The organism is Nocardia abscessus, assembly GCF_015477775.1.
Lineage (GTDB): Bacteria > Actinomycetota > Actinomycetes > Mycobacteriales > Mycobacteriaceae > Nocardia > Nocardia abscessus_A.
On sequence record NZ_JADLQO010000007.1, the window covers coordinates 65,577 to 87,064 of the forward strand.

Here is a 21,488-nt window from a genome sequence, read left to right on the forward strand (position 1 = left end):
CGGACCGGCCTGCGGGTCTCCCGCGGTGCCACCCCGGCGGCGGAAGACTCCCGGCAGTCCAGCACTGCGCATCAGCCGGGCCACGCGTTTGCGGCCCACCCGGATACCTCGACCGAGCCGTAGCTCGGCACGCACCCGGACCCCGCCGGACACCTGATCCAGCTCTACGAGAAGGCAACACACCGGCAACCGGCAATACGGGGCAGCCTTGCAGATCGTCCTGTGGAAAACCGGATGCCGAGCAGTGTCTCTCGTGAATGATAGTTTCAGGGACGTAGCCGCCGGTGCATCCGTGTTCAGCAGCCAGCACAGCACCGCTGGGTCGGCGACCCGCCGTGCGCGGAGTCGCGTCCAAATCGGGTGGGGCAGAACGAGGATGACAATGACAAATACGGCGGCATCTGCCCGCACCGCATCCGAGCAGGCTGTCACGGCTGCGGGCCAGGTCGAGTTGCGCCAGCTGCTGGCCGGGTTGACGGCCGTGCGCGACGGTGATTTCGGCACCCGCCTACCGACGGACGCCGACGGGCTGCTCGGCGAGATCGCGACGGTGTTCAACGGCATGGTGGACCAGCTGTCCCTGTTCACCTCCGAGGTGACCCGTGTCGCGCGCGAGGTCGGCACGGACGGTCGGCTGGGCGGTCAAGCCGAGGTGCCCGGCGTGTCCGGTACCTGGAAGGACCTCACCGATTCGGTGAACGCCATGGCGGGCAACCTGACCAGCCAGGTGCGCGACATCGCCCAGGTCGCGACGGCCGTGGCGCGGGGCGACCTGTCCCAGAAGATCGACGTGGACGCCCGCGGCGAGATCTTGGAGCTGAAGAACACGGTCAACACGATGGTCGACCAGCTGTCCGCGTTCGCGGACGAGGTCACTCGCGTGGCGCGCGAAGTGGGCTCGGAGGGCAGGCTGGGCGGACAGGCGGAGGTGCCCGGCGTCGGCGGCGTCTGGCGCGACCTCACCGCCTCGGTGAACTTCATGGCGGGCAACCTGACCGACCAGGTCCGCAACATCGCCCAGGTGACCACCGCGGTGGCGCGAGGCGACTTGAGTCAGAAGATCACGGTCAGCGCCCGCGGCGAGATCCTGGAGCTGAAGAACACCATCAACACGATGGTCGATCAGCTCTCGTCCTTCGCCGACGAAGTCACCCGGGTGTCGCGCGAGGTGGGCACGGAGGGCGCCCTCGGTGGCCAGGCGGACGTCAAGGGCGTCTCCGGTACGTGGCGCGATCTCACCGACTCGGTGAACTTCATGGCAGGCAACCTGACCGCGCAGGTGCGGTCGATCGCCCAGGTGGCAACCGCGGTGGCGCAGGGTGATCTTTCCCAGAAGATCAGGGTGGACGCGCGCGGCGAGATCCTGGAGCTGAAGAACACCATCAACACGATGGTCGACCAGCTCTCCGCGTTCGCCGACGAGGTCACCCGAGTCGCCCGCGAAGTGGGCACCGAGGGCAGGCTGGGCGGACAGGCGGACGTCAAGGGCGTCTCCGGCACCTGGAAGGACCTCACCGAGTCGGTCAACGTCATGGCCGACAACCTCACCGCGCAGGTGCGGTCGATCGCCCAGGTCACCACCGCGGTCGCCCGTGGCGATCTGAGCCAGAAGATCAGGGTGGACGCGCGCGGCGAGATCCTGGAGCTCAAGGAGACCATCAACACGATGGTCGACCAGCTCTCCGCGTTCGCCGACGAGGTCACCCGAGTCGCCCGCGAGGTCGGCACCGAGGGCAACCTCGGCGGTCAGGCGACCGTGCGGGGTGTGTCGGGCACCTGGAAGGACCTGACCGACAACGTCAATGTCATGGCCTCCAACCTGACCGGCCAGGTGCGGTCGATCGCTCAGGTCGCCACGGCGGTGGCTCGCGGCGATCTCAGCCAGAAGATCACCGTGGAGGCGAAGGGCGAGGTCGCGGCGCTCGCCGGTGTGATCAACACGATGGTCGACACGCTGTCCGCGTTCGCCGACGAGGTCACCCGAGTCGCGCGCGAGGTCGGTACCGAGGGCATGCTCGGCGGCCAGGCCCGCGTGCCGAACGTGGCGGGCACGTGGAAGGACCTGACCGACAACGTCAACTCCATGGCGAACAACCTGACCAACCAGGTCCGCAACATCGCCCAGGTGACCACCGCGGTCGCCCAGGGAGATCTGACCCGCAAGATCGACGTGGACGCCCGCGGCGAGATCCTCGAGTTGAAGACCACGATCAACACGATGGTCGACCAGCTTTCGGCGTTCGCGGCCGAGGTGACCCGCGTCGCCCGCGAAGTGGGGTCGGAGGGCCGGCTGGGCGGGCAGGCCGAGGTCGAGGGAGTCTCGGGCACGTGGAAGCGGCTGACCGAGAACGTCAACGGACTGGCGGGCAACCTGACCCGCCAGGTCCGCGCGATCGCCGCGGTCACCAGCGCCGTGGCCGAGGGTGACCTGACCCGCTCCATCACCGTGGAGGCCTCCGGCGAGGTCGCGGAGCTGAAGGACAACATCAACGCGATGGTGGAGTCGCTGCGTGAGACCACCATGGCCAACCAGGATCAGGACTGGCTGAAGACCAACCTGGCCCGCATCTCCGGTCTCATGCAGGGTCAGCGCGACCTGCATGTGGTGGCCGGGCTGATCATGGACGAGCTGGCGCCGCTGGTTTCCGCGCAGTTCGGCGCGTTCTATCTCGCCGACGACAGCGACGAGCGGCCGGAGCTGCGGCTGATCAGCTCCTACGGCAGCCCGGAGGAACCGGGCAGCCCGTCGCGGTTCGCCTTCGGCCAGTCCCTGGTGGGCCAGGCCGCACGCACCCGCCGCACGATCGCCGTGGACAACGTGCCGGGCGACTACGTCACCATCTCCTCCGGGCTGGGGCAGACCGCGCCGGTCAACCTGCTCATGCTGCCGATCGTGGTGGAGGACCAGGTCCTCGGTGTGATCGAGCTGGCCACGCTGCACCGCTTCACCCGCATCCACCGGGACTTCCTCGACCAGCTGATGGAGACGGTGGGCGTCAACGTCAACACCATCATCGCCAACGCCCGCACCGACGAGTTGCTGGTGGAATCCCAGCGCCTGACCACCGAACTGCAAGCCCGCTCGGAGGAGTTGCAGGTCCAGCAGGAGGAACTGCAACGATCCAACGCCGAGCTGGAGGACAAGGCGGCGCTGCTGGCCATGCAGAACCGCGACATCGAAGCCAAGAACCTCCAGATCGAGCAGGCCAGGCAGGAACTGGAGACCCGCGCCCAGCAGCTCGCGCTCGCGTCGAAGTACAAGTCGGAATTCCTGGCCAATATGAGCCACGAGCTGCGCACCCCGCTGAACAGCCTGCTGATCCTGGCGCAACTGCTGGCGCAGAACCCGAGCCGCAACCTCACGCCCAAGCAGGTCGAGTACGCGGGCATCATCCACTCGGCGGGCTCGGACCTGCTCCAGCTGATCAACGACATCCTCGACCTGTCGAAGGTGGAGGCGGGCAAGATGGACCTCACGCCCGAGCGCGTGTCGTTGCGTCAGCTGCTGGACTACGTCGAGGCCACCTTCCGGCCGATGACCACCCAGAAGAGCCTCCGCTTCCGCGTCACGACCGCGCCCGGCCTGCCGTTGGACCTGCTCACCGACGACTCGCGGCTGCGGCAGGTGCTGCGGAACCTGCTGTCCAACGCGGTGAAGTTCACCGAGACCGGCTCGGTGCAGCTGCGGATCGAGCCGGCCGAGGCGAGCGAGCTGCCCGCCGCCGTGCGCCAGCACGGCCCGGCCGTCGCGTTCCGGGTGATCGACAGCGGTATCGGCATCGCCGAACACCAGCTCGAGTCGATTTTCGGCGCGTTCCAGCAGGCCGACGGCACGACCAGCCGCAAGTACGGCGGCACCGGCCTCGGCCTGTCGATCAGCCGGGAGATCGCCTACCTGCTCGGCGGCGCCATCACCGCCGAAAGCGCGCTCGGCCAGGGCAGCACGTTCACCCTGTATCTCCCGGTCGCCCGGCCGGACTTCCAGGAGGCGCCGCCCCGCGAGCGGGAGGACGCACAGCAGGCCGACAACCGCCCGGAGCACACTCCCGCTCCCGCCACGCCACCGCAGCACCGCAGACTGCTGGTCGTGGAGGAACGCCCGCAAGGCCTGCTGTCGCTGGTCGCGCAGAGCGCCGTCGCCGAACTCGCGGACGGCAACGACCCGCGCGGTCCGGTCCAGGTGGTCACCACGGTCGGGGTGGAGGAGGCGGCCGCGGCGATGGCTGCCGAAGCGTTCCACTGCGTGGTACTCGAGCTGGACATGCCCGACAGCGCCGCGCTGCGCTTCCTGGAGACGATGGACGGGGACGCCGCGTTGCGCAGCGTCCCGGTGCTCGTGCACAACCGACGGCCCGACGCCGAGCAGGAACGCCTGCTGCTACAACGCGGTACGCGTCAGCCGCTCGAGCTGCTGTCCAGTCTGGACGATCTGCGGGAACGGATCGCGCTGCACGTCACCGCCGAGGCGCCGGGCGACATGCTGCCCCTGGTGCGTCGCGAGGACGCACCGGCCGCCGCGCCGCAGCGGCTGGACGGCAAGCTCGCAGGCCGCACGGTGCTCATCATCGACGACGACGCCCGTAACCTCTTCGCGCTCAGCAGCATCCTCGAACTGCACGGCGTGAGCGTGCTGCACGCGGAGGACGGGCGCGAGGGCATCGACAAACTCCTCGCCCACCCGGAGACGGACCTGGTCCTGAGGGACGTGATGATGCCCGAGATGGACGGGTACACCGCGACGGCGAAGATCCGCGAGATGCCGCAGTACGAGAGCCTGCCGATCATCGCCGTGACGGCCAAGGCGATGCTGGGCGACCGCGAGAAGAGCCTCGCGTCGGGCGCCAACGACTACGTCACCAAACCGGTCGACGCGGACGCACTGCTCGCCTGCATCCAGCACTGGCTGGCCGTCTGATGACCGAACTGGACAGCCCCGACGCCGAGGTCGGGACGACATCGGACGATCGCCCGGCCGCGGGGCCCGCCGTCCACCGCCTCGCGGCCACCGTGGAGCGTTTGCGCACGCAGATCCAGCAGGCCCAGGCCACCGCCGACGGGCGCGCGCTGATCGAGATGGCGAAGGGCGTACTGGTCGAACGGTTGCACTGCGGGCCCGCGCAGGCGGCGCGGCAGCTCGACGAACTCGCCGAGCAAGCGGGTATCACGGCCTTGGAATTGGCCGCTGAGCTGGTCAATCAATCGGCCCAGGACGAGGTGAGCGCGGTGGTGGGGGAATTCCTGCTGCGCACCGCCGCGGGGGGAGAGCCCTCGGCGGCGGTGCGGTTGCGCACCGCCGAAAGCGGGCTGCTCGCAGCCGGCGACACGCAACGCGTGGCGGAGTCGCTGCTGGAGCACGCTGTGACGCCGCTGGGCGCCACAGCGGTGGCGATCTGGTCCGCGGGCGCCGACGCGTCGCTGACCCTGGCGGGTTTCGCCGGCATCGGCCCGCACGAGGCCGAGCGATGGCGGTACGTGCCGCCCGGCGTGGCGACCCCGGCCCGGCAGGCGCTGGTGGAGCGCAACGCGGTGTGGATCGAAGACCTGGACCGGTCCGGGCTGCCGTCGATCGGTGACCGCTACGGCGGCCGTGCGGCGGTTCCGGCGGGAGCCGGGGGCAAGCTACTCGGCGTGCTGGAGGTGTGCTGGCCGCAGCCGCTCGCGGCGCAGCCATCCCAGGTGCACCGGCAGTTCGAGGCGCTGGCCGAGCTGTGCGCGCACACCCTGGAGTCGGACCTGGCCGCGGTGCGGGCACCGGACCGGCCCGACGTCGCGGATCTCGTGCGGATCGCGGACGGCCTTTTCGACCCGGCGCTCGTGCTGCTGCCCCACCTCGATGAGGGTGGCGCGCTGGTCGACTTCTGCATTCACCACGTCAACAGTTGCTTCGTCGACCCGGCGGGCCGTCCGCGCGGCCTGGTCAACGGCGCGCTGCTGCTCGAGGCGTACCCGCTGGCCGCGGGCGATGGGCAGCTGTTCGAGCGGATCGAGCACGTCTTCGCCACCGGCGAGACCTACCGCGCCGACCGAGTGATGCTGACCGAATTGGTCGATCAGGTGCCGCTGACCGTCTCGACCGCGCTCAGCATCAGCCGCCATGGCGACACCGTGCTCGTGGTGTGGCGGGTGGAGGACGAGACGGCCCGGCTGGCGGCGCTGCTGCAACACGCGCAGCGCTTGGGCCGGGTCGGCGGGTTCGAGGAGAACGCGGCCACCGGCGAGATCACCTGGAGCAGCCAGCTGTTCGCCCTCTACGGGCTGGCGCCGACCGCGGACCCGATTCCGCTCGCACAGCTGCCCGGGCACGTCCACGACGACGACGCCGATGCGGTGGGGCGGTTCCTGCGGACCCTGGTGCGCTACCGTCGCTCGGCTTCGACGGCCTTCCGGCTGATCCGGCCGGACGGCGTGACCCGGCACATCCGGATCGTCGCCGAACCGGTCCTCGAGGCGGGGCACCTGGCCGCCATCCGCGGCGCCTATCAGGACATCTCCGCACAGCACTGGACCGAGGTCGCGCTGTCCGCCACGCGTGACCGGCTCGCGCACACCGAGCAGCACGCCGCCGAACAGAGCCAGCTGGCGCGACAACTCCAGCAGGCGATCATGCCTGCCGCACAGCCGTCCATCGACGCGTTCGGGCTGCGCATCGCGGTGCGTTACCGGCCCGCCGAGCAGGACCACACGGTCGGCGGCGACTGGTACGACGCGGTCGTGCTGCCGTCCAAGCAGATCCTGGTGTCCGTCGGCGACATCACCGGCCACGGCATCAAGGCGGCCACCGGCATGGTCGTGCTCCGCAATGCCCTGCGCGGCCTCGCCGCCACGGGCGCAGGCCCGGGGCAGATGCTCACGTGGCTGAATCTGGTGGCCCACCACCTGACCGAGAACATCTTCGCCACCGCCATCTGCGGGCTCTACGACCCGCAAACCCGGGTGCTGCGCTGGGCCCGTGCGGGCCACTTGCCTCCGGTGCTGGTACGCGCGGGCCGCGCCTCCAGCCTGCCCATGCTCGAAGGCATGCTGCTCGGCGCCGTGGCGGAGACGACATTCGAGGAAGCCGAACTCCAACTGGAACCCGACGACACTCTCCTGCTCTACACGGACGGACTGATCGAGCGCCGGGATCGGCTGTTGGACGAGTGCATCGAGCGGTTGCTCGTGACCTCGGCCCAACTCACCGGGAGCCTGGACGACCGTCTGGACGAACTGCTCGACGGTAGCGATGCCGATACGGATGACGACACCTGCGTGGTGGGCATCCAAGTGGGACCGGGCCAGAACCCGGTGAGCAATCGCTGACCGCCGCGACCACCAGCACCGCCATCGCCCCGGCCGGCAACCGTTCGCCGGCCGTGGGAGTTTCGTCGGCTCCCGAGTCGGCTCGATCAGTGCGCAACGACATGGCCGTCCGAGCGGTGTCCCGTTTCCGTCTCGTCGGGGTGGGTAGCTCGGAGTGGAACACACGAAAGTTCGCGCTGGTGCCGGACTTCGGTGGTGAGACGCCGCGGGCGTCGGCTGCGGCTCGGGCCGCGGGAAACTTGCTCGATCCGGTTGGAGGAACAATGACGCGATCGCTGATGAAGGTTGTCGCCGCGGCGGCGCTGGCGTGCGGCCCGGTCTCGGTCGGCGCAGGCGCGGCGGTCGGTGTTCCGCAGTTGCCGCCACCGCCGATAGGCGGCGGATCAGGAATCGTGATCGACGACCTGGCCGAATGCACGCTCACCACCATCGGCTACGACGCGGGCGGCCGGTTGGTCGGTTTGACCGCAGGCCATTGCGGTGAACCCGGGGCGAGCGTCGCGTCCGTGACGTATCCCAGCTACGGAGTGCTGGGGCGCTTCGTCTACGCCGATCGTGAACTGGACTACGGGATCATCGAATTCGACGCCGCACGGGTCGATCCCACCCGGGACGTCGGCGGGTTCTTCATCGACGGTCTCGGCGCTCCCGCGCAATTTCCCGACGTCGTCTGCAAGAAGGGCCGCACCACCGGCCGAACCTGCGGTGTCGCCTGGGGTGACATGATGGGTGACAGCCGCGACACCTGGACCCAGATGTGTGTGCTCAAAGGCGATTCCGGCGCACCGGTGGTGATCGGTTCGACCCTGGTCGGCATGGTCAACGCCTACTTGGGCATGGGGTGCCTGGGGCCCGAGGTGGGAACCGACATCAACGCGGTCCTCGCTGACATCGACTCCCGCCATGACATAGGCGCCGGTTTCCGGCCGATCTGAGATCAGTCGGCGGGGCCGGACAGTTCGGTGATCAATCGGGTCAAGGTGAGCGAGGCGAGCGAAGCCACCGTCGACGGTGATCGCCTGATCGGTGATCCGGGCCGCGGCCGGTGCACGATGCGACGCCGGGCGTTGCCCGCGCCCGTTGACCGTGCCGTGAGAATGGAGCGATGCTGCTGTCTCGACTCGAACAGTTCAACCAGCGACATCCGTGGAGCCACAACGATCATTACGGCCGCTGGGTCGTCGGTCGGGTGGCGTCGTCCGGAGCTCGTCACGTCCTCGATGTCGGTTGCGGCACAGGCAACCTCGTCGCCCGGCTGCGTCACCGCGTCACCACCGTGACGGCGCTCGAACCGGACCCCGCGACTGTCCGGCTGGCAGCGCAGCGCTTCGCCGGCGATCCCGCGGTGACCATCGTGCACGCCGATTTCGCCGGGCGGGACCCACAGCGGCGCTGGGACGCGATCACCCTCGTCGCCGTCCTGCACCATCTGCCCCTGGTGGCGACTTTGCGCGGGTTGCGCGACTGCCTGGCACCGGGCGGGCGGCTCGTGATCGTCGGCTGTTACCGCCGGGCCGGGCCCATCGACCTGCTCGCCGACCTGCCCGCCATGGTCGCCAACCCGGTGATGGGACTGATCGAGCACCCGTCCCGCGCCGACGCGCCGCCCCCGCACATGACCGCACCGACGGCCGATCCGAAGGAAACCCTCGCGGAGATCCGGGCCGCTGCCGCGCTGGAACTGCCGGGATCCCGGATCCGGCGTCGCCTGTTCTGGCGATACACCCTGGTCTACGACGCGCCCTCCGACCGTGCCACCGATTCGGCAAACCAGGAATGAGCGCTGGACTCGCGCCGTTCGAGACGCGCCCTCCACGGCGACACGCCCGACCCCCTAGCACTGACGGAGCGCCGCTGCGACGCCGCTGTTCGGGCTACCATCGGACGAGGTCGCTCACCAGAGGTTTTCAGCCGGTGATCCGCACCGCCTCGCGCGGTCGGCAACGGTAAGCGCGCCCGGCGCCGGTGAGTTGCCCGCACTTTGTGCGACGGGTCCGGTCAGGGGTTCCCATGTCTGACTATGACGGCGCTCCGGGGCCGCCGCGGCGCGGCCTAGGATGGTCTTCCGATCCCGGGCGCGGCGGGCCGCAAGCGCGGAGGAAGCGAGTTGCCCTCAGCGACAATCTGATTCGGATCTGATCGGTCGATGAACAGGAAGAGGCCAGGAGGTATGCGGGTGGGCGTGGCAGCGCGATCTGGAAAGCAACGGGTTGTTCGTGGTCGGCTGAGGAAGACCGGCGCTGCCGTGGTGACGGCTGTGCTCATGTCGTCGCTCGGCGGGGCCGCGGCTATCGCCGCGCCGAGCCACGCACCGATATTGCGCGCACCGGCAGGCGGTCACACAGAGCTTTCCGTGCCGTCCAGCATGGGGCCGATCAAGGTCCAGGTCCAGTGGGCCGCCCGCGGCGGGAGCGCGGCCCTCTATGTGCTCGACGGTCTGCGTGCGCCGGCTGATCACAATCAGTGGACGAGCGATACCGACGCGCTGCGCCAGTTCGCCGGAGACAACGTCACCTTGGTGTTCCCGGTCGGCGGACACTCGAGCTTCTACACCGACTGGTACCGGCCGAGTAGCACCAACGGTCAGAAGACCACGTACAAGTGGGAAACCTTCCTTACCCGTGAACTGCCTGCCTACCTGCAGCGGTACGGAGTGTCGCGGACCAACAACGCCATCGTCGGAGCCTCCATGGGGGGTAACGCCGCCCTGACGCTGGCCGCCCACCATCGCAACCAGTTCAAGTTCGCCGGATCCTTCTCCGGATTCCTGCACCCGACGTTTCCGCTCTGGAACGAGGCGATGCGTGCCGCCATGTGGGACGAGGGCAACTTCAATGTGGACGACATGTGGGGTCCGGTCGGCGACCCGGCCTGGAGCCGCAACGACGCCATCGTGCAGGCGGAATTGCTGCGTGGACTGCCGATCTACGTATCGACCGGCAACGGCCTGCCCGGTCCGCTCGACCTGCCGTACGGAGTCGGGAACACGGTCAACGCGATGGGCCTGGAGTCGATGACGACCGCTGCCGCCCAGATGTTCCGTGATCGAATCGCGGCGCTGGGGATCACCGCCCGCGTCGACGTCATCGACGGCACGCACACCTGGCCCTACTGGCAGCAAGCGCTCGCGACTGCGCGTCCGATGATCCTCGATACGCTCGGCGCGCACTGATCCGCTGCCACCGACGGAGTTTCGTCTTCCCGCCGAGGCACGCACAGCTGCCGACCGGCAACTGACGGGGCATACCGAAGCCGAGCAGCCACCGAATCGCATCGACCGTCACCGGGGCGGCAGATCGGTGTCCCGCCATGGGCGATCGTCGCTAGGCTGACGCCGTCGAAGGCGCCCGGACGACCGTTCGGGGTGCGACGAGGTCAGCACCGATGGCCGGTGTGGAACCAGTGAGGTGTGCGCGATGCGGGACAGTCGGTGGCGGCGGGCGGTGGCGACCGTCGTATGCGGAGTCGGCCTATGTGCGGGGTCGTCGGTGAGCGCGGTGGCCGATCCGGTCGGGGACGCCGACGTCGTGTGGTTGTGCAGGCCGGATCAGGCGGATGATCCCTGCCGAGGCAGCTCCGCGACGACGGTGCGGCAGGCGGGGCAACCCGATGTGCGCGAGGAACCCGCTCCCGCCGACGATTCCGGGGTGGACTGCTTCTACGTCTATCCCACGGTGTCGGTGCAGCCGACGCCCAATTCCGACACCGCGGTGACGCCGGAGGTACGGGCGGTCGCCGAACAGCAGGCGGCCCGATTCTCCCAGGTCTGTCAGGTGTTCGCGCCGGTGTACCGGCAGCGGACCGTTACCGCGCTGGCGGCGGAGCGGGCCTACTCCCCCGCGCAACGCGCCGAGATGGCGCGGATCGCATACGAGGACGTCCTGCGGGCGTGGCGGCAGTTCGTCGCGGAGCGCGAGAGCGGGAGGCCGGTCGTGCTGATCGGGCATTCGCAGGGTGCGCGCATGCTGCGCCAACTGATCCGAGAGGAGATCGAACCGCGGCAGGCGGTGCGCGACCGTATCCTGTCGGCGATCCTGCTCGGCGGGAATGTGGTGGTGCCGAAGCACAGTGACGTCGGCGGCGACTTCCGCTATCTGCCGCTGTGCCGCAGTGAGCGGCAGACGCGATGCGTGCTCGCCTGGCAAACCTTCGGCGCAACCCCGCCGCCGGACAGCCGATTCGGCCGCAACCCGATGACCCCGGAGCCGCTGCCTCGGCCGTACGGCCCCGACTACGAGATCGCCTGCACCAACCCGACCTCGCTGTCCGAGAACGAACCGCGCACCGCGGCAACCGTGCTCCGCACGAACCCGGTACCCAGCCCGCTCGGCGTGGAAGTGGCGCTTCGCCGCGGACCATCCGCTGTCGTCGCACCGACCCCGTGGCTGGTCCCCGCCGAAAAATACCGGCTGGAGTGCGTGCGCGGCGGCGATGCCACGGCACTGCTGGCGACTCCGGAACGGGGCAGCCCCGAGCTGTACCCCGCCCCCGACGCGACGTGGGGTCTGCACCTCACCGACGTGGAGATCGCCCTCGGCGATCTGGTTCGCATCGTGACGTCCCAGAGCAACGCCCACCGCGCGGCACACCGCTGAAACCATCGGCGCCGCCGGGACTCGCTCGTACCCGGGCGGCGAAAATCTCGCACCGGTGGCCGTGTCAGCAATTCGCGAGGAAACTTCTGTGGCAGGGTGGTCGGCTGTGCAGACAATCCTGATCACGGGGGCGACATCGGGTATCGGTCTCGAATCGGCTCAGCAGCTGGCGGCGCAGGGACATCGGCTCGTCCTGGTCGGACGTAATCCGCAGAAGCTTTCCGGCGCGGCGCAGCTGGTCGGCTCGGCAGGGGCGGCGAGCGTCGACACGCTGGAGTGCGATTTCGCCTCGCAGTCGTCTGTCCGGCAGCTGGCGAAGGAGGTGCTGGCCACGTATGACCACTTGGATGTGCTGGCCAACAACGCCGGTGGCTATCACCGGACCCGGATCGAAACCGAGGACGGCATCGAGTCGACGTTCGCGGTGAACCATCTGGGCGGTTTCCTGCTCACCGAACTGCTCGTTGATCTGATGGTGCACAGCGCCCCGTCCCGCATCGTGTTCACCTCGTCGGTCATGCAGTTCGGCGCCACCATGGATTTCGCGGATCTCGGCTTCCGGCACGGATATTCGGGAGAGAAGGCCTACAGCCGCTCCAAGTTGGCGAATGTCCTCTACGCCCGGGCGCTGGCGCGTCGCCTCGAGGGCACCGGAGTGACGGTCAATGCCTTCCACCCCGGCGCGGTAGCGACCGGAATCTGGGATTCGATGCCGTGGTTCGGGCGACCCTTCGCGGCGCTCGCCAAACGTGTGTTCATGATCTCCGCAGCGGAGGGCGGCCGGGCACTCACGTACTTGGCCACCGATCCCGCGGTCGCCACGGTCAGTGGCTGCTACTTCCAGAACAACCGCGTCAAGACTCCGTCGCGTGCGGCGCAGGACGACGCGGTGGGACAGCAGCTCTGCGAGGTCAGCGCGACTTTGGCCGGGCTGACCGAGTAGCCGCGGCGGACCCGCGACCGCAACCGCGTTGTCGCCGAGCACAACACGACCTTCGTCGCCGACTGGAGCAGAAAGCAGGGGACCATGCTTCGTACGCGTTTCGAGTCGATCGGCTCGTACACACCCACCACCGTCCGCTCCACCGAGGACCTGATCGCCGACTTGGCCGTGCCGAGGTCACTGGATCTGGAGCGAATCACCGGAATCAGGAATCGGCGTGTCTACGACTCGGATCCGGACCGGTACGAATCGTCCTTCGAGCTGGCGCTGCACGCGATCGAGGACTGTCTGCGGCACTCCGATTACCGGGCCGACGAGCTGGACATCGTGATCTCGGCTTCCATCACGCGCACGCGAGGCGCGGGGATCTTCTGCTACGCACCGTCTTTCGCGCTGATGCTGGGCAGAGCGATCGGTGCGAAGGCGGCGCGGCACTTCGACGTTTCGAACGCCTGCGCCGGGATGATCACCGGTGTGATGGTGCTCGACCGCATGATCAAGGCCGGTGTCGTGCGCAATGGCCTGGTGGTCAGCGGAGAGCAGATCACGCCGATCGCCGAGACAGCTGTCCGCGAGATCAGCGAGCCCTACGACCCGCAGTTCGCCGCGTTGACCGTCGGGGATGCGGCAGCCGCGGTCGTGCTCGACGGCCGTGGTGACGACGACGACGAGATCCACTACGTCGAAATCATGACCGCGGCCGACGGGGCCGAGCACTGCATCGGAATGCCCAGTGACCGTACCGGCGGTATCGCGATGTACACCGACAACCGCGCCATGCAGAACGAGGCCCGCTACCAGCAGGCCATCAACCGGATGTCGGACTTCTTCGCCGAGACCGGGCGCAGGTGGGAGAGCGAGAAGTACGACTACTGGATTCATCACCAGTTCAGTGCCCCGGCCATCGAGTACATCTCGGATCTGACCGAACGTCACTTCGGCACGCCGATGCCGCAGGCTCTCAACGTGTTGCACGACTACGGCAATACCGCCTCTACCTCGCACTTCCTGGTTCTGCACGAGCATCTCGCGCAAGCGAGAATCCCGAAAGGGTCGAAAATTCTCATGATTCCGGCGGCGTCGGGAATCGTCTCCGGCTACCTCGCCGCGACCGTCTCGCGTCTGGAGGCATGAGCATGGCGACGACGATCATCTCGGCCGCGACGAACTCCGACCCGGACACCGGTAGCTACTTCGAACTGGCCGCGCGCGCGGCACTCGCCTGCGTGGAGCGCTCCGGCGTCCGCCTCGACGAAGTCGGCATGCTGGTCAACGCGGGCGTCTTCCGCGACAGCAACATCTCCGAGCCCGCGGTGTCGGCGCTCATCCAGAAGCGGATCGGTCTGGGACTGGATTACCAGCCAGAGCGTGCTCCGGCCTTCTCCTTCGACCTGATGCACGGCGCCACCGGGCTGCTGCATGCCCTCGTGGCCGCCGAATCGTTCCTGGCAACGGGTGCCGTGCGGTACGCATTGCTCGTCGCGGGCGACAGCCACCCCTCGACCCGGCGCCACGTCGCCGGCTTCCCGTACAGCCCGAGCGGCGCCGCGCTCTTGCTCGGGACTTCCCCTGACGCGGGCGGATTGGGTCAGCTCCACTTCCGCGAGATCACCGGCGTCGTCGACCCGACTGCCTGGGTGGCATTGGGGGATGCCGGCGCAGACGGCCGCAGCGCCATGTGTGTCCGCGCCGGTGCGCAGGACCCGGTCGCTCTGTCGACCGCGGCAGTGCGTTCGTGCTTGGACGCGGAAGGACTCGACAGCGTCGATTTCGCCGAGGGGAACGCGGTACTGCTGGCTCCGGTCCGGGATTTCGGATTCCGCACCCGTTTGGCCGATACCCTCGCCATTCCGTCGGCGGCGGTCGTCGGTTTCGACCCCTCGATCGGAGACCCCTACACCGCGGGCCCCGTCCATGCCTACCTCAACGCACTGGACACGGGTTCGATCGACACCGCTCGCACGGTGATCTTCCTGGCGGCGGACGGCGCATCGGCCGCCTGCCTCGCCTACCACCCACCGCTGACGTCACCGGCGCGGCAGAAAACGCACGCGTAGAAACGGTATCGGCCACGACAAGAAGCCACCCGGCCCCGCCGCAGACGGTGGAGTAGCCCGCCGTTGACACCGGCAGGGCCGGTGGCCGTGCCGAGGACGCCGTTCAGTAATCCGCCTCGCGCGCGATCACCTCGTTGACTCGGTGGGAGAAATCCCTGAGCAGTCCCATGCGCCGGTCGATCTCTCCGTTGGAGTTGGCGGGTGCCCGCGAAACAGAGGCCCATTCGAGTTGGAAGTCGCACAGCATCGCGTTGATCGCTTGCGCGTTGCGGAGGTCACGCGTCCACGCCGTCGAGACGCCGAAGAACCGATCGAATGCCGCGCAGGCAGCGGCGCAGGCGAGCAGCGCGTAGCCCCAGCTCGGGTTGACGGCATCGACTCCGGCGGTGGTCAACAGTGGCACCAGGATTCCGAGTAGGCCCAGAACGATCACCGCCGCGGTGAGGGCTAGGCTGGCCCGCCGCTTCATTTGTTTGTCGCGCGCATACCAATCGCGTGCCTCTATGGCATACGACTCGACGCGTTGGAACAGCCGGGCAAGGGTCTCATCGGAACTCGACCAGTCGGCGGAACGGAGGTCCAGCGAAGGCGGCACTCCGAGGTCCTGCGAGCGATCCCCGCCGAAGGGCGATCGGTGCTCTGTCACGGCCGTACTGTAGCGCTCACCCCCCTCGAAGTTCATATCTTCCGCTGTTCCGCAGGTCGGCAGCCGGTACCGTGAACGGCTCGCACGCTCGATCGGTACCCCGGCACGTGCGACGCGCTGCCGCAACGGGTTTCAGGTTCGGCGCACGATCACCGAACACGACCATTCGGTCGGGACCGGTTGGTGTGGTGGCGGGGGAACGGATCGCTCACCCAAGGTAGTCACCGACCGCATCGACAGCACGGCGGGCACTCTCCGCCGCGGACTCCGCGGTGGACGGCAGTTCGGTCCGGGTCCAGTCGCCGGCGAGGAAGAGTCCGGGGATGGGTGTCGTCCGGCTCAGTCGCAAAGATTCGAATCCCGGCTGGGCGGAGAACGTGGCCTGCGGCTGATGGATCACCTTGGTCCGCAGGATCGGCGCGGCACGGGCCTCCGGGTAGTGCTGGTAGAGCGATTCCATTGCCCTGCCGATGAACTCGTTGCCGAGGAGATGGACGACGTCCCAGGACGCGCTCACCGCGAGCGAGTAGCAGTACCCGTTCCGGTGATCGCCGTCGTGCATGCCGCTAATGTCGAACACCCACTCGACAGTGGTGTCCCGGAGATTCTCGGCCAGGCGAACCATTCGCAGCGGGGCGGTCGAGCCAGACCGTACACGCTGGAGATCGGCGCGGGCTCGATTTTGCGCACGGGATCGAAGAGCCCGCGGCCATACCGCGTTACCCGCACGGTGATTTCCGGCCAGCGCGCGGCGAGCGATGAAGTGCAGCGCCCGCGCGAAGATGAAAGCCGATACCCGATCGGGCTTTTCGTTCAGCAGGCCGATCACGAGCCGGTCGAGTGTCAGTTTCCGAAGTGACTCGGGCACGCCGATGTCGCGGAACCAGCGGTCGACGGTCTTCGCGTCCAGGTTCGGCGACGGCTTCCAGGCCGCGGCGCCGATTCTCAGCCAGGTCCGCGCGGCCGCGGGGCGGTCACGCCACGGAATCGGCGGCCAGACCCGTCAGACCCGCTCCCACGACTGCGACATGCCGCTTGCGCGAAGCCTCGCCGTCGAGAGACTGATAAATTTCTTCAGTCATCGCCTCATACTAAGCGGCGGTGCGCGCGGTGTAGAGGTACTTCGCGCGACGAGGCGCCACACCCGCCGCGGCTCGGAGTGCCACGGCGTAGAGCCGCAACGCGTGCCGGTCCGCCGGTCGCTGCGGCACGCCCAGCAGGTCGCGGGCTCGCGGGTGCTGGATCGCGCGCACAACGCGATTCGGCAGCGCCCGTGGTATCCATGCGTCCGGGCGCAACACCTGCGGCGCCAGTCGCAGCGCGGCTGGACTCACGCGCAGTGCCGTGCCGCACGCCTCGTCGAAATAGTCGTAGAACTCCGGCAGCGTGCGCGGCATATGCCGAGCGGAAATGCCGTATCGGCCATACCAGTCGAGACTTTCGTCGTAGAGGCGCGCGCTTTCCGCGGGCGTCAGCGGGCGAATGAATGTGTTGATCGCGAAGAACAACGTGTCGACATACGTCGCATGCTGGAAGAAGAACACGTCCGGCCGAAGCGCGTGATAGCGAGCGCCGGAATCGTCGACGCCGTGCACATGGGCGTGCCCCGCATGGATCAGCGATCGCAGATCACGGCCCGAGTACGCGATCTGGACCATCGCGTTGACGGTGCGCCGCTTGTGCAGCCACAGCCGATAGGTCACGTGCTCGGTGAGCGCCGTCGCGATCGCCGGATGCAGGATCTGCAGCGCCACCGCCCGGGGAAGCGCCAGCGCGAAGCGGCGGTCACCGAGGTATTTGCGCAGCAACGGTCCTGGTACGTCCGGGCCGCCCGCGCGACGCTCGGCGTGCGCTCCGGCACCGCTGAGTTCGGTCTTCACACCAATGTTTTCCCGAGTTCGCGCCGCCTGCGCATGTCACGGAGATAGGTCTCGAACGGATACAAGCGCCAACGCTCCGGCAGCACGCGCATCAGCAGCCCGATCGAACGCATCGTCAACTCGAACACCCGCTGCCGACGAGGGCTCCACGCCAACCCCAGCTCCTCACGAAAGCGTTGCGGGAGAAAGCCGGTGGTGAAGAATCGGTTCGCTCGGCGAAACACCACCCGCTCGACTCGCCGATAGGGCCCGAGATCGACAACCTGATCGAGCAGATACGCCCGAACTTCCTCGTCCACCGCGAGATCGGACAGCTTCGCGTCCCAATAGTCGGCGAATGCCGCACGATCGCGTGGCCACAACTCCGGCCGCATCTGCAATGTCGTTCCGAATCGGCTGGCCTCACGGTACAACTCGTCGGCCAGATCGTCGTCCACGCGGCCATAGAGGAAGGTGAGCGAATCGAGAGTGCCGCGGTAGAGGCATGCGGCAACCCACAGTTGCAGTTCCGGATCGAAGGCGTTGTACTTCACCGGGCTGTCGGGACCGGATCGCACATGACGATGCGACGTGTCGACCGCCGCCCGATAGGCCGCTCGGTCTTCCTCGGTGCCCAGCAGCGCCACTGCCAGATAGGTCAGCGTCGTGCGGCCGCGTTTACGGGGATGCAGGGTGTAGCGACCGCTGTCGACCGTACTCTCGACAACGCCGCGGCCGACCGGAGGCAAGCTGAGCTGCATGATCACATTGGCCGGGCCGCCCAGCAGCGCCGCGGGCCCCGCCATGTAGCGGCGTCGGCGGTCGTGCTCCACCTCGGAAGTGACCAGCGGCCGCGCTGGCGGTTCAGGACGAGACATACCGGACTCTCAGATCAGGTTCTTCTGCTTGCGGATCCGCCGCCGCAGGTCGACCATCAGCCCGTGCGATCCGCTATGGCGCACGAAACGGGGGATGAAGCGGTTGACGAAGGAGACGAACACGAACAGGTTCTCGAAGCGCCGCTGGTCGGCGGCAGTCCACTCGACCCGGAGTTGTTCGCGGAAGATCGGGGCCAGGAACCCGATGGTGAGGAATCTGAGCAGGTTCCGGAAGGGCAGCCGCAGATACCAGTGGATCATGCGCAGGTCGAGCAGGCTTTCCAGGTAGCCGCGTACGTAGTCGTCGAGCACGACTTGTTCGCACGCGGCGTTCCAGTATTCGTCGAACGCCGCCCGGGTCGCGGGCCACATCTCCTCGGTGACCTGCAGGGTGGTGCCGAGAGTGGAGGACGAGACGTAGAACGCTTCGGCCTGCTCGTCGTTCATCCTGCCGTGCAACAGCTGATAGGTGTCTTCGAAGCCGATGTACAGGCAAGCGGCGACCCATAATTGGAGGTTGCGGTCGAACGCGTTGTACTTCACCGGCGCTCCCGGCGCCGAATGCACCTGCCGATGCGCCACATTCACCGCTTCCCGGTAGGCCTCGCGCTCTTCGTCGGTGCCGAGAATGGCGACCGCGAGATATTGCGTCGTGGTCCGCGCCCTTTTCCACGGGTGCTTCATCAGCGATCCCGACTCCACCTTGCTTTCGGCCACGCCGTAGCCGACACCCGGCCGAGCCATCTGCATGACGACGTTGGCGGCAGCCCCCGCGAAGGACCAGAAGTCCAACGCGTCGGTGAGCTTGATGGGCCGTTTGGTGAACGGCCGATGCGTCACACTGATGCCGATCCGGGTGCGGTCCTTGGTGAGCGGCACATTCTGGTCGCGATCGGATTGATGAGCGACTGCGGTCATCGGGGTTTCCTTCCATCTGCGTTCACACGTCGCGCGAGCAGACGAATCCGTCGCGTCGACGCCGGCCGGACGCCGCCGAACACCAGCCCGGCTACAGCCCGCTTCCATCCCACCCGTCCAGCCGCCGTGGCATCGGACTCTCCTGCGTTCGATGACCGAGATGGTCACCCGAGAATATGTTACTGGAGATTCTCAGACACGCAAAGCGCTTTCGAGAACAGAAGATGCACTTTGTAGTGTGCTTTTGTGTTCGACTACAGATATATGTGGTTGATTGTTCTTCCAATACGCGGGGTTGGAATCGATCACTTCGGCACGACGGGCGGCTGAGCGGCCGTATCGAACAAGGTGACCTCCATCAGGCGGATCACGGCATCTCGCGGAAGGCCGCGCCTGCGGTCCCCCAGCGCTCTGCCGAGGTCGACGACCAAGCCGAACGCGGCGTGCACGAGAATGCGCGCCTGCGCTTCGGAGAGATCGGATCGCACGGCGACGAGCAGTTTCACCCACTCGGCCACCGAGAGCCGCTGGATGTTGCGCAGTACCACCCGGTCTTCCGGCGGGATGTGGGAGAACTCCGTGTAGTAGACGAACGTCAGTTCCCGCTCGGCGAAGGATCCGTCTACGTAGAGGGCGATCAATTCGGTCAGCGCCTCGCCCGGGGTGGCCGACGAAGCGATGGCGGGACCGATAGCACCGGCGACCCGGTCGGCGGCACGACGGAATGCCGCGGTCAACAGATCGCTTTTGCTGCGGTAGTAGCGGTAGACCGCAGACGCCGCGGTCAGATCCGCCGCGGCCGCGATGTCTTCGACGCTGACATTCGGATATCCCCGCTCGTGGAACAGTTCCACGGCTTTGGTCAGCAACAGTTGATGCTTGAAAGGAGTCGGCGGGTCCATCGCCTGCCCCGCGGCGGGAGACTGCTCGACGAAGGCGGGCAGCTGCGCGTGCACCGCCGTCCAGCATGCCGAAGTAAGCAGCGCCGCAAGAGATTTCGTCGGCAGCGCGGCATGGTGGTCACCGATGCTGCTGACGACGCTGAGTACCGCCACCGCCCGGACGAATCTGTCCTGTCTGCTCCACCGCGGACACACGGCACCGATCAGCTGCCCGAGCGAGGCGAGCGAGGCCGCGAACTGGCCGGTGAGCGTCCTGCCGTCTTCCTCGTCGAGGTAGCGACCTTCCCAGCGTGCCAAGGTGACGGTCGGCCGGTTGGCCAGGGTCTGGGCGACGAGCGCCTCGATGACGTGCCGCAATCGGGCGGCGGCGCTCCAGGTTTCGGCCTGCGCCGGAAGTGTGGCTGCCTCGACGGTGATCTGCCCCAAGCGCAGCAGTTCTTCGCGGAACAGCGCGTACTTACTGGGGTAGTGGCGATACAGCGCCGCGGAGCTGATGCCGACCTTGGTCGCGATCTCCTCCATGCTCACGCCGTGATAGCCGAGGGCCCCGAACGCGGCCGCGGAGGTCGCCGCGATCTGCGCCTTCCTGTCACGCGGGCGTCGCCGCACCGCCCGCTGCGAGCCGGGTTCGATCCCGGCGCTGTTCTGCCGCACCGCTCTGCGCACAGCCACCGTCAGGGTTGCTGCGGCGTCGTCAACGGCGAATTGACCTTGTTCACCAGCCAGCGGTCCCCCACTTTCTCCAGGCGCATCACCATCGACAGCTGCCCCGGCGCGGGCTTGCCCTTGGTGCCGAGGCTGGTGATGGTCTGGCCGATGATCACGATCGCTTCGGCGGAGTGTTCGTCACCGGCGCGTATCGCGCACTGCACGTCACGCGTGGCCGAGGTGACCTCGCCTTGGCCGAGCACTTCACGCAGTTCGGTACTGGTCGACTCGAACTGTTTCTTCCAGTCGCCGGTGGCGCCGTCGGTGACCGCGGCGAAATAGGCGTCGAGGTTCTTCGAGTCGTAGTTCGCCAGGATGGGCGCGTAGCGGCAGGCGGCGGCGCGCGCGTCCTCCTGCGCTGCCAGCAGATCCTTGCTGTTGTCGCTCTGGACGTACCAGTAGCCTGCCGCGGCCACCGAGACGCCCACCAGTATCGCGGCGGCCGATCGCACCGCGACCGCGCCGGGACGTCCGATCGGCAGACCGCGCAGTCGGCGCCACCAGGCGCGGGCCGCGGCGGCGCCGGAATCGGCGGTCGCGGTGGCGTCCGCCCCGCGGTTCACCTCGACCGGCTTCGCGGCAGTGGAGCCGGCTTTCCCCGGCTCGGCGGTCTGCTCGTCCGTGGGTGGCGCGGGCGACTCGGCTTCGGCGCTCGGATCGACGTCGTCACTGTTCATGTGCAC

17 protein-coding genes and 1 pseudogene are annotated in these 21,488 nt (G+C 67.9%); 10 read left to right on the forward strand and 8 right to left on the reverse strand.

Annotation, left to right across the window (positions count from 1 at the left end; all coding sequences use genetic code 11):
* Positions 1 to 45: 45 nt before the first annotated feature.
* Positions 46 to 432 (reverse strand): annotated as a pseudogene (locus IU450_RS41325) (transposase); the annotation flags it as partial.
* Between IU450_RS41325 and IU450_RS19320 the strand changes: the two are divergent.
* The 9 genes from IU450_RS19320 (at position 383) to IU450_RS19360 (ending at position 14,894) form a co-directional block, all read left to right on the forward strand.
* Positions 383 to 4,915: a HAMP domain-containing protein gene (locus IU450_RS19320; protein WP_195151156.1), complete on the forward strand. Its 4,533-nt coding sequence runs from the start codon at positions 383 to 385 to the stop codon at positions 4,913 to 4,915. The pseudogene IU450_RS41325 and the gene IU450_RS19320 sit on opposite strands and share 50 nt — an antisense overlap.
* Positions 4,915 to 7,299, forward strand: coding sequence for a SpoIIE family protein phosphatase (locus tag IU450_RS19325; RefSeq protein WP_195151157.1), 2,385 nt, complete (start codon positions 4,915 to 4,917; stop codon positions 7,297 to 7,299). The genes IU450_RS19320 and IU450_RS19325 overlap by 1 nt, the downstream gene beginning before the upstream one ends.
* Positions 7,300 to 7,562: 263 nt before the next feature.
* On the forward strand, positions 7,563 to 8,234 hold the full coding sequence (locus IU450_RS19330; protein WP_195151158.1) for a serine protease: 672 nt from the start codon (positions 7,563 to 7,565) through the stop codon (positions 8,232 to 8,234).
* Between the two features lie 170 nt (positions 8,235 to 8,404).
* Complete coding sequence (locus IU450_RS19335) at positions 8,405 to 9,079, forward strand: class I SAM-dependent methyltransferase (RefSeq protein ID WP_195151159.1); 675 nt, start codon at positions 8,405 to 8,407, stop codon at positions 9,077 to 9,079.
* A gap of 390 nt (positions 9,080 to 9,469) precedes the next feature.
* Positions 9,470 to 10,471, forward strand: coding sequence for an alpha/beta hydrolase (locus tag IU450_RS19340; protein ID WP_267470576.1), 1,002 nt, complete (start codon positions 9,470 to 9,472; stop codon positions 10,469 to 10,471).
* A gap of 244 nt (positions 10,472 to 10,715) precedes the next feature.
* Positions 10,716 to 11,894 carry a DUF3089 domain-containing protein gene (locus IU450_RS19345; RefSeq protein WP_195151160.1) on the forward strand — a complete coding sequence of 393 codons (1,179 nt, stop codon included), beginning with the start codon at positions 10,716 to 10,718 and terminating at the stop codon, positions 11,892 to 11,894.
* A 106-nt stretch (positions 11,895 to 12,000) separates the two neighbouring features.
* Positions 12,001 to 12,837 carry an SDR family oxidoreductase gene (locus IU450_RS19350; protein WP_195151161.1) on the forward strand — a complete coding sequence of 279 codons (837 nt, stop codon included), beginning with the start codon at positions 12,001 to 12,003 and terminating at the stop codon, positions 12,835 to 12,837.
* Positions 12,838 to 12,921: 84 nt separating this feature from the next.
* Positions 12,922 to 13,971 carry a 3-oxoacyl-ACP synthase III family protein gene (locus IU450_RS19355; RefSeq protein ID WP_195151162.1) on the forward strand — a complete coding sequence of 350 codons (1,050 nt, stop codon included), beginning with the start codon at positions 12,922 to 12,924 and terminating at the stop codon, positions 13,969 to 13,971.
* Between the two features lie 2 nt (positions 13,972 to 13,973).
* Positions 13,974 to 14,894, forward strand: a complete 921-nt coding sequence (locus IU450_RS19360) for a hypothetical protein (RefSeq protein WP_195151163.1) — start codon at positions 13,974 to 13,976, stop codon at positions 14,892 to 14,894.
* A gap of 103 nt (positions 14,895 to 14,997) precedes the next feature.
* Here the strand turns inward: IU450_RS19360 and IU450_RS19365 are convergent, their stop codons facing one another.
* Both IU450_RS19365 and IU450_RS19370 read right to left on the reverse strand, forming a co-directional pair.
* Positions 14,998 to 15,666, reverse strand: a complete 669-nt coding sequence (locus IU450_RS19365) for an SLATT domain-containing protein (RefSeq protein WP_195151164.1) — start codon at positions 15,664 to 15,666, stop codon at positions 14,998 to 15,000.
* 82 nt (positions 15,667 to 15,748) lie between these two features.
* Complete coding sequence (locus IU450_RS19370; protein ID WP_195151165.1) at positions 15,749 to 16,102, reverse strand: FAD-dependent oxidoreductase; 354 nt, start codon at positions 16,100 to 16,102, stop codon at positions 15,749 to 15,751.
* Here IU450_RS19370 and IU450_RS19375 point away from each other — a divergent pair.
* Complete coding sequence (locus IU450_RS19375) at positions 16,085 to 16,399, forward strand: hypothetical protein (protein ID WP_195151166.1); 315 nt, start codon at positions 16,085 to 16,087, stop codon at positions 16,397 to 16,399. The genes IU450_RS19370 and IU450_RS19375 overlap by 18 nt on opposite strands.
* Before the next feature lie 232 nt (positions 16,400 to 16,631).
* Here the strand turns inward: IU450_RS19375 and IU450_RS19380 are convergent, their stop codons facing one another.
* From IU450_RS19380 to IU450_RS19400, 5 genes are all read right to left on the reverse strand, one after another.
* Entirely contained in the window at positions 16,632 to 17,420 is a 789-nt protein-coding gene (locus IU450_RS19380; protein ID WP_195151167.1) for an oxygenase MpaB family protein, read from the reverse strand.
* Positions 17,417 to 18,277, reverse strand: coding sequence for an oxygenase MpaB family protein (locus tag IU450_RS19385; protein WP_195151168.1), 861 nt, complete (start codon positions 18,275 to 18,277; stop codon positions 17,417 to 17,419). The genes IU450_RS19380 and IU450_RS19385 overlap by 4 nt, the downstream gene beginning before the upstream one ends.
* A gap of 9 nt (positions 18,278 to 18,286) precedes the next feature.
* Complete coding sequence (locus IU450_RS19390) at positions 18,287 to 19,195, reverse strand: oxygenase MpaB family protein (RefSeq protein WP_195151169.1); 909 nt, start codon at positions 19,193 to 19,195, stop codon at positions 18,287 to 18,289.
* 305 nt (positions 19,196 to 19,500) lie between these two features.
* The gene (locus IU450_RS19395) at positions 19,501 to 20,769 is read right to left on the reverse strand and encodes a TetR/AcrR family transcriptional regulator (RefSeq protein ID WP_324197733.1); all 1,269 of its coding nucleotides are present in this window, start codon (positions 20,767 to 20,769) and stop codon (positions 19,501 to 19,503) included.
* A gap of 2 nt (positions 20,770 to 20,771) precedes the next feature.
* Complete coding sequence (locus tag IU450_RS19400; protein WP_195151170.1) at positions 20,772 to 21,482, reverse strand: hypothetical protein; 711 nt, start codon at positions 21,480 to 21,482, stop codon at positions 20,772 to 20,774.
* Between the last annotated feature and the right edge of the window lie 6 nt (positions 21,483 to 21,488).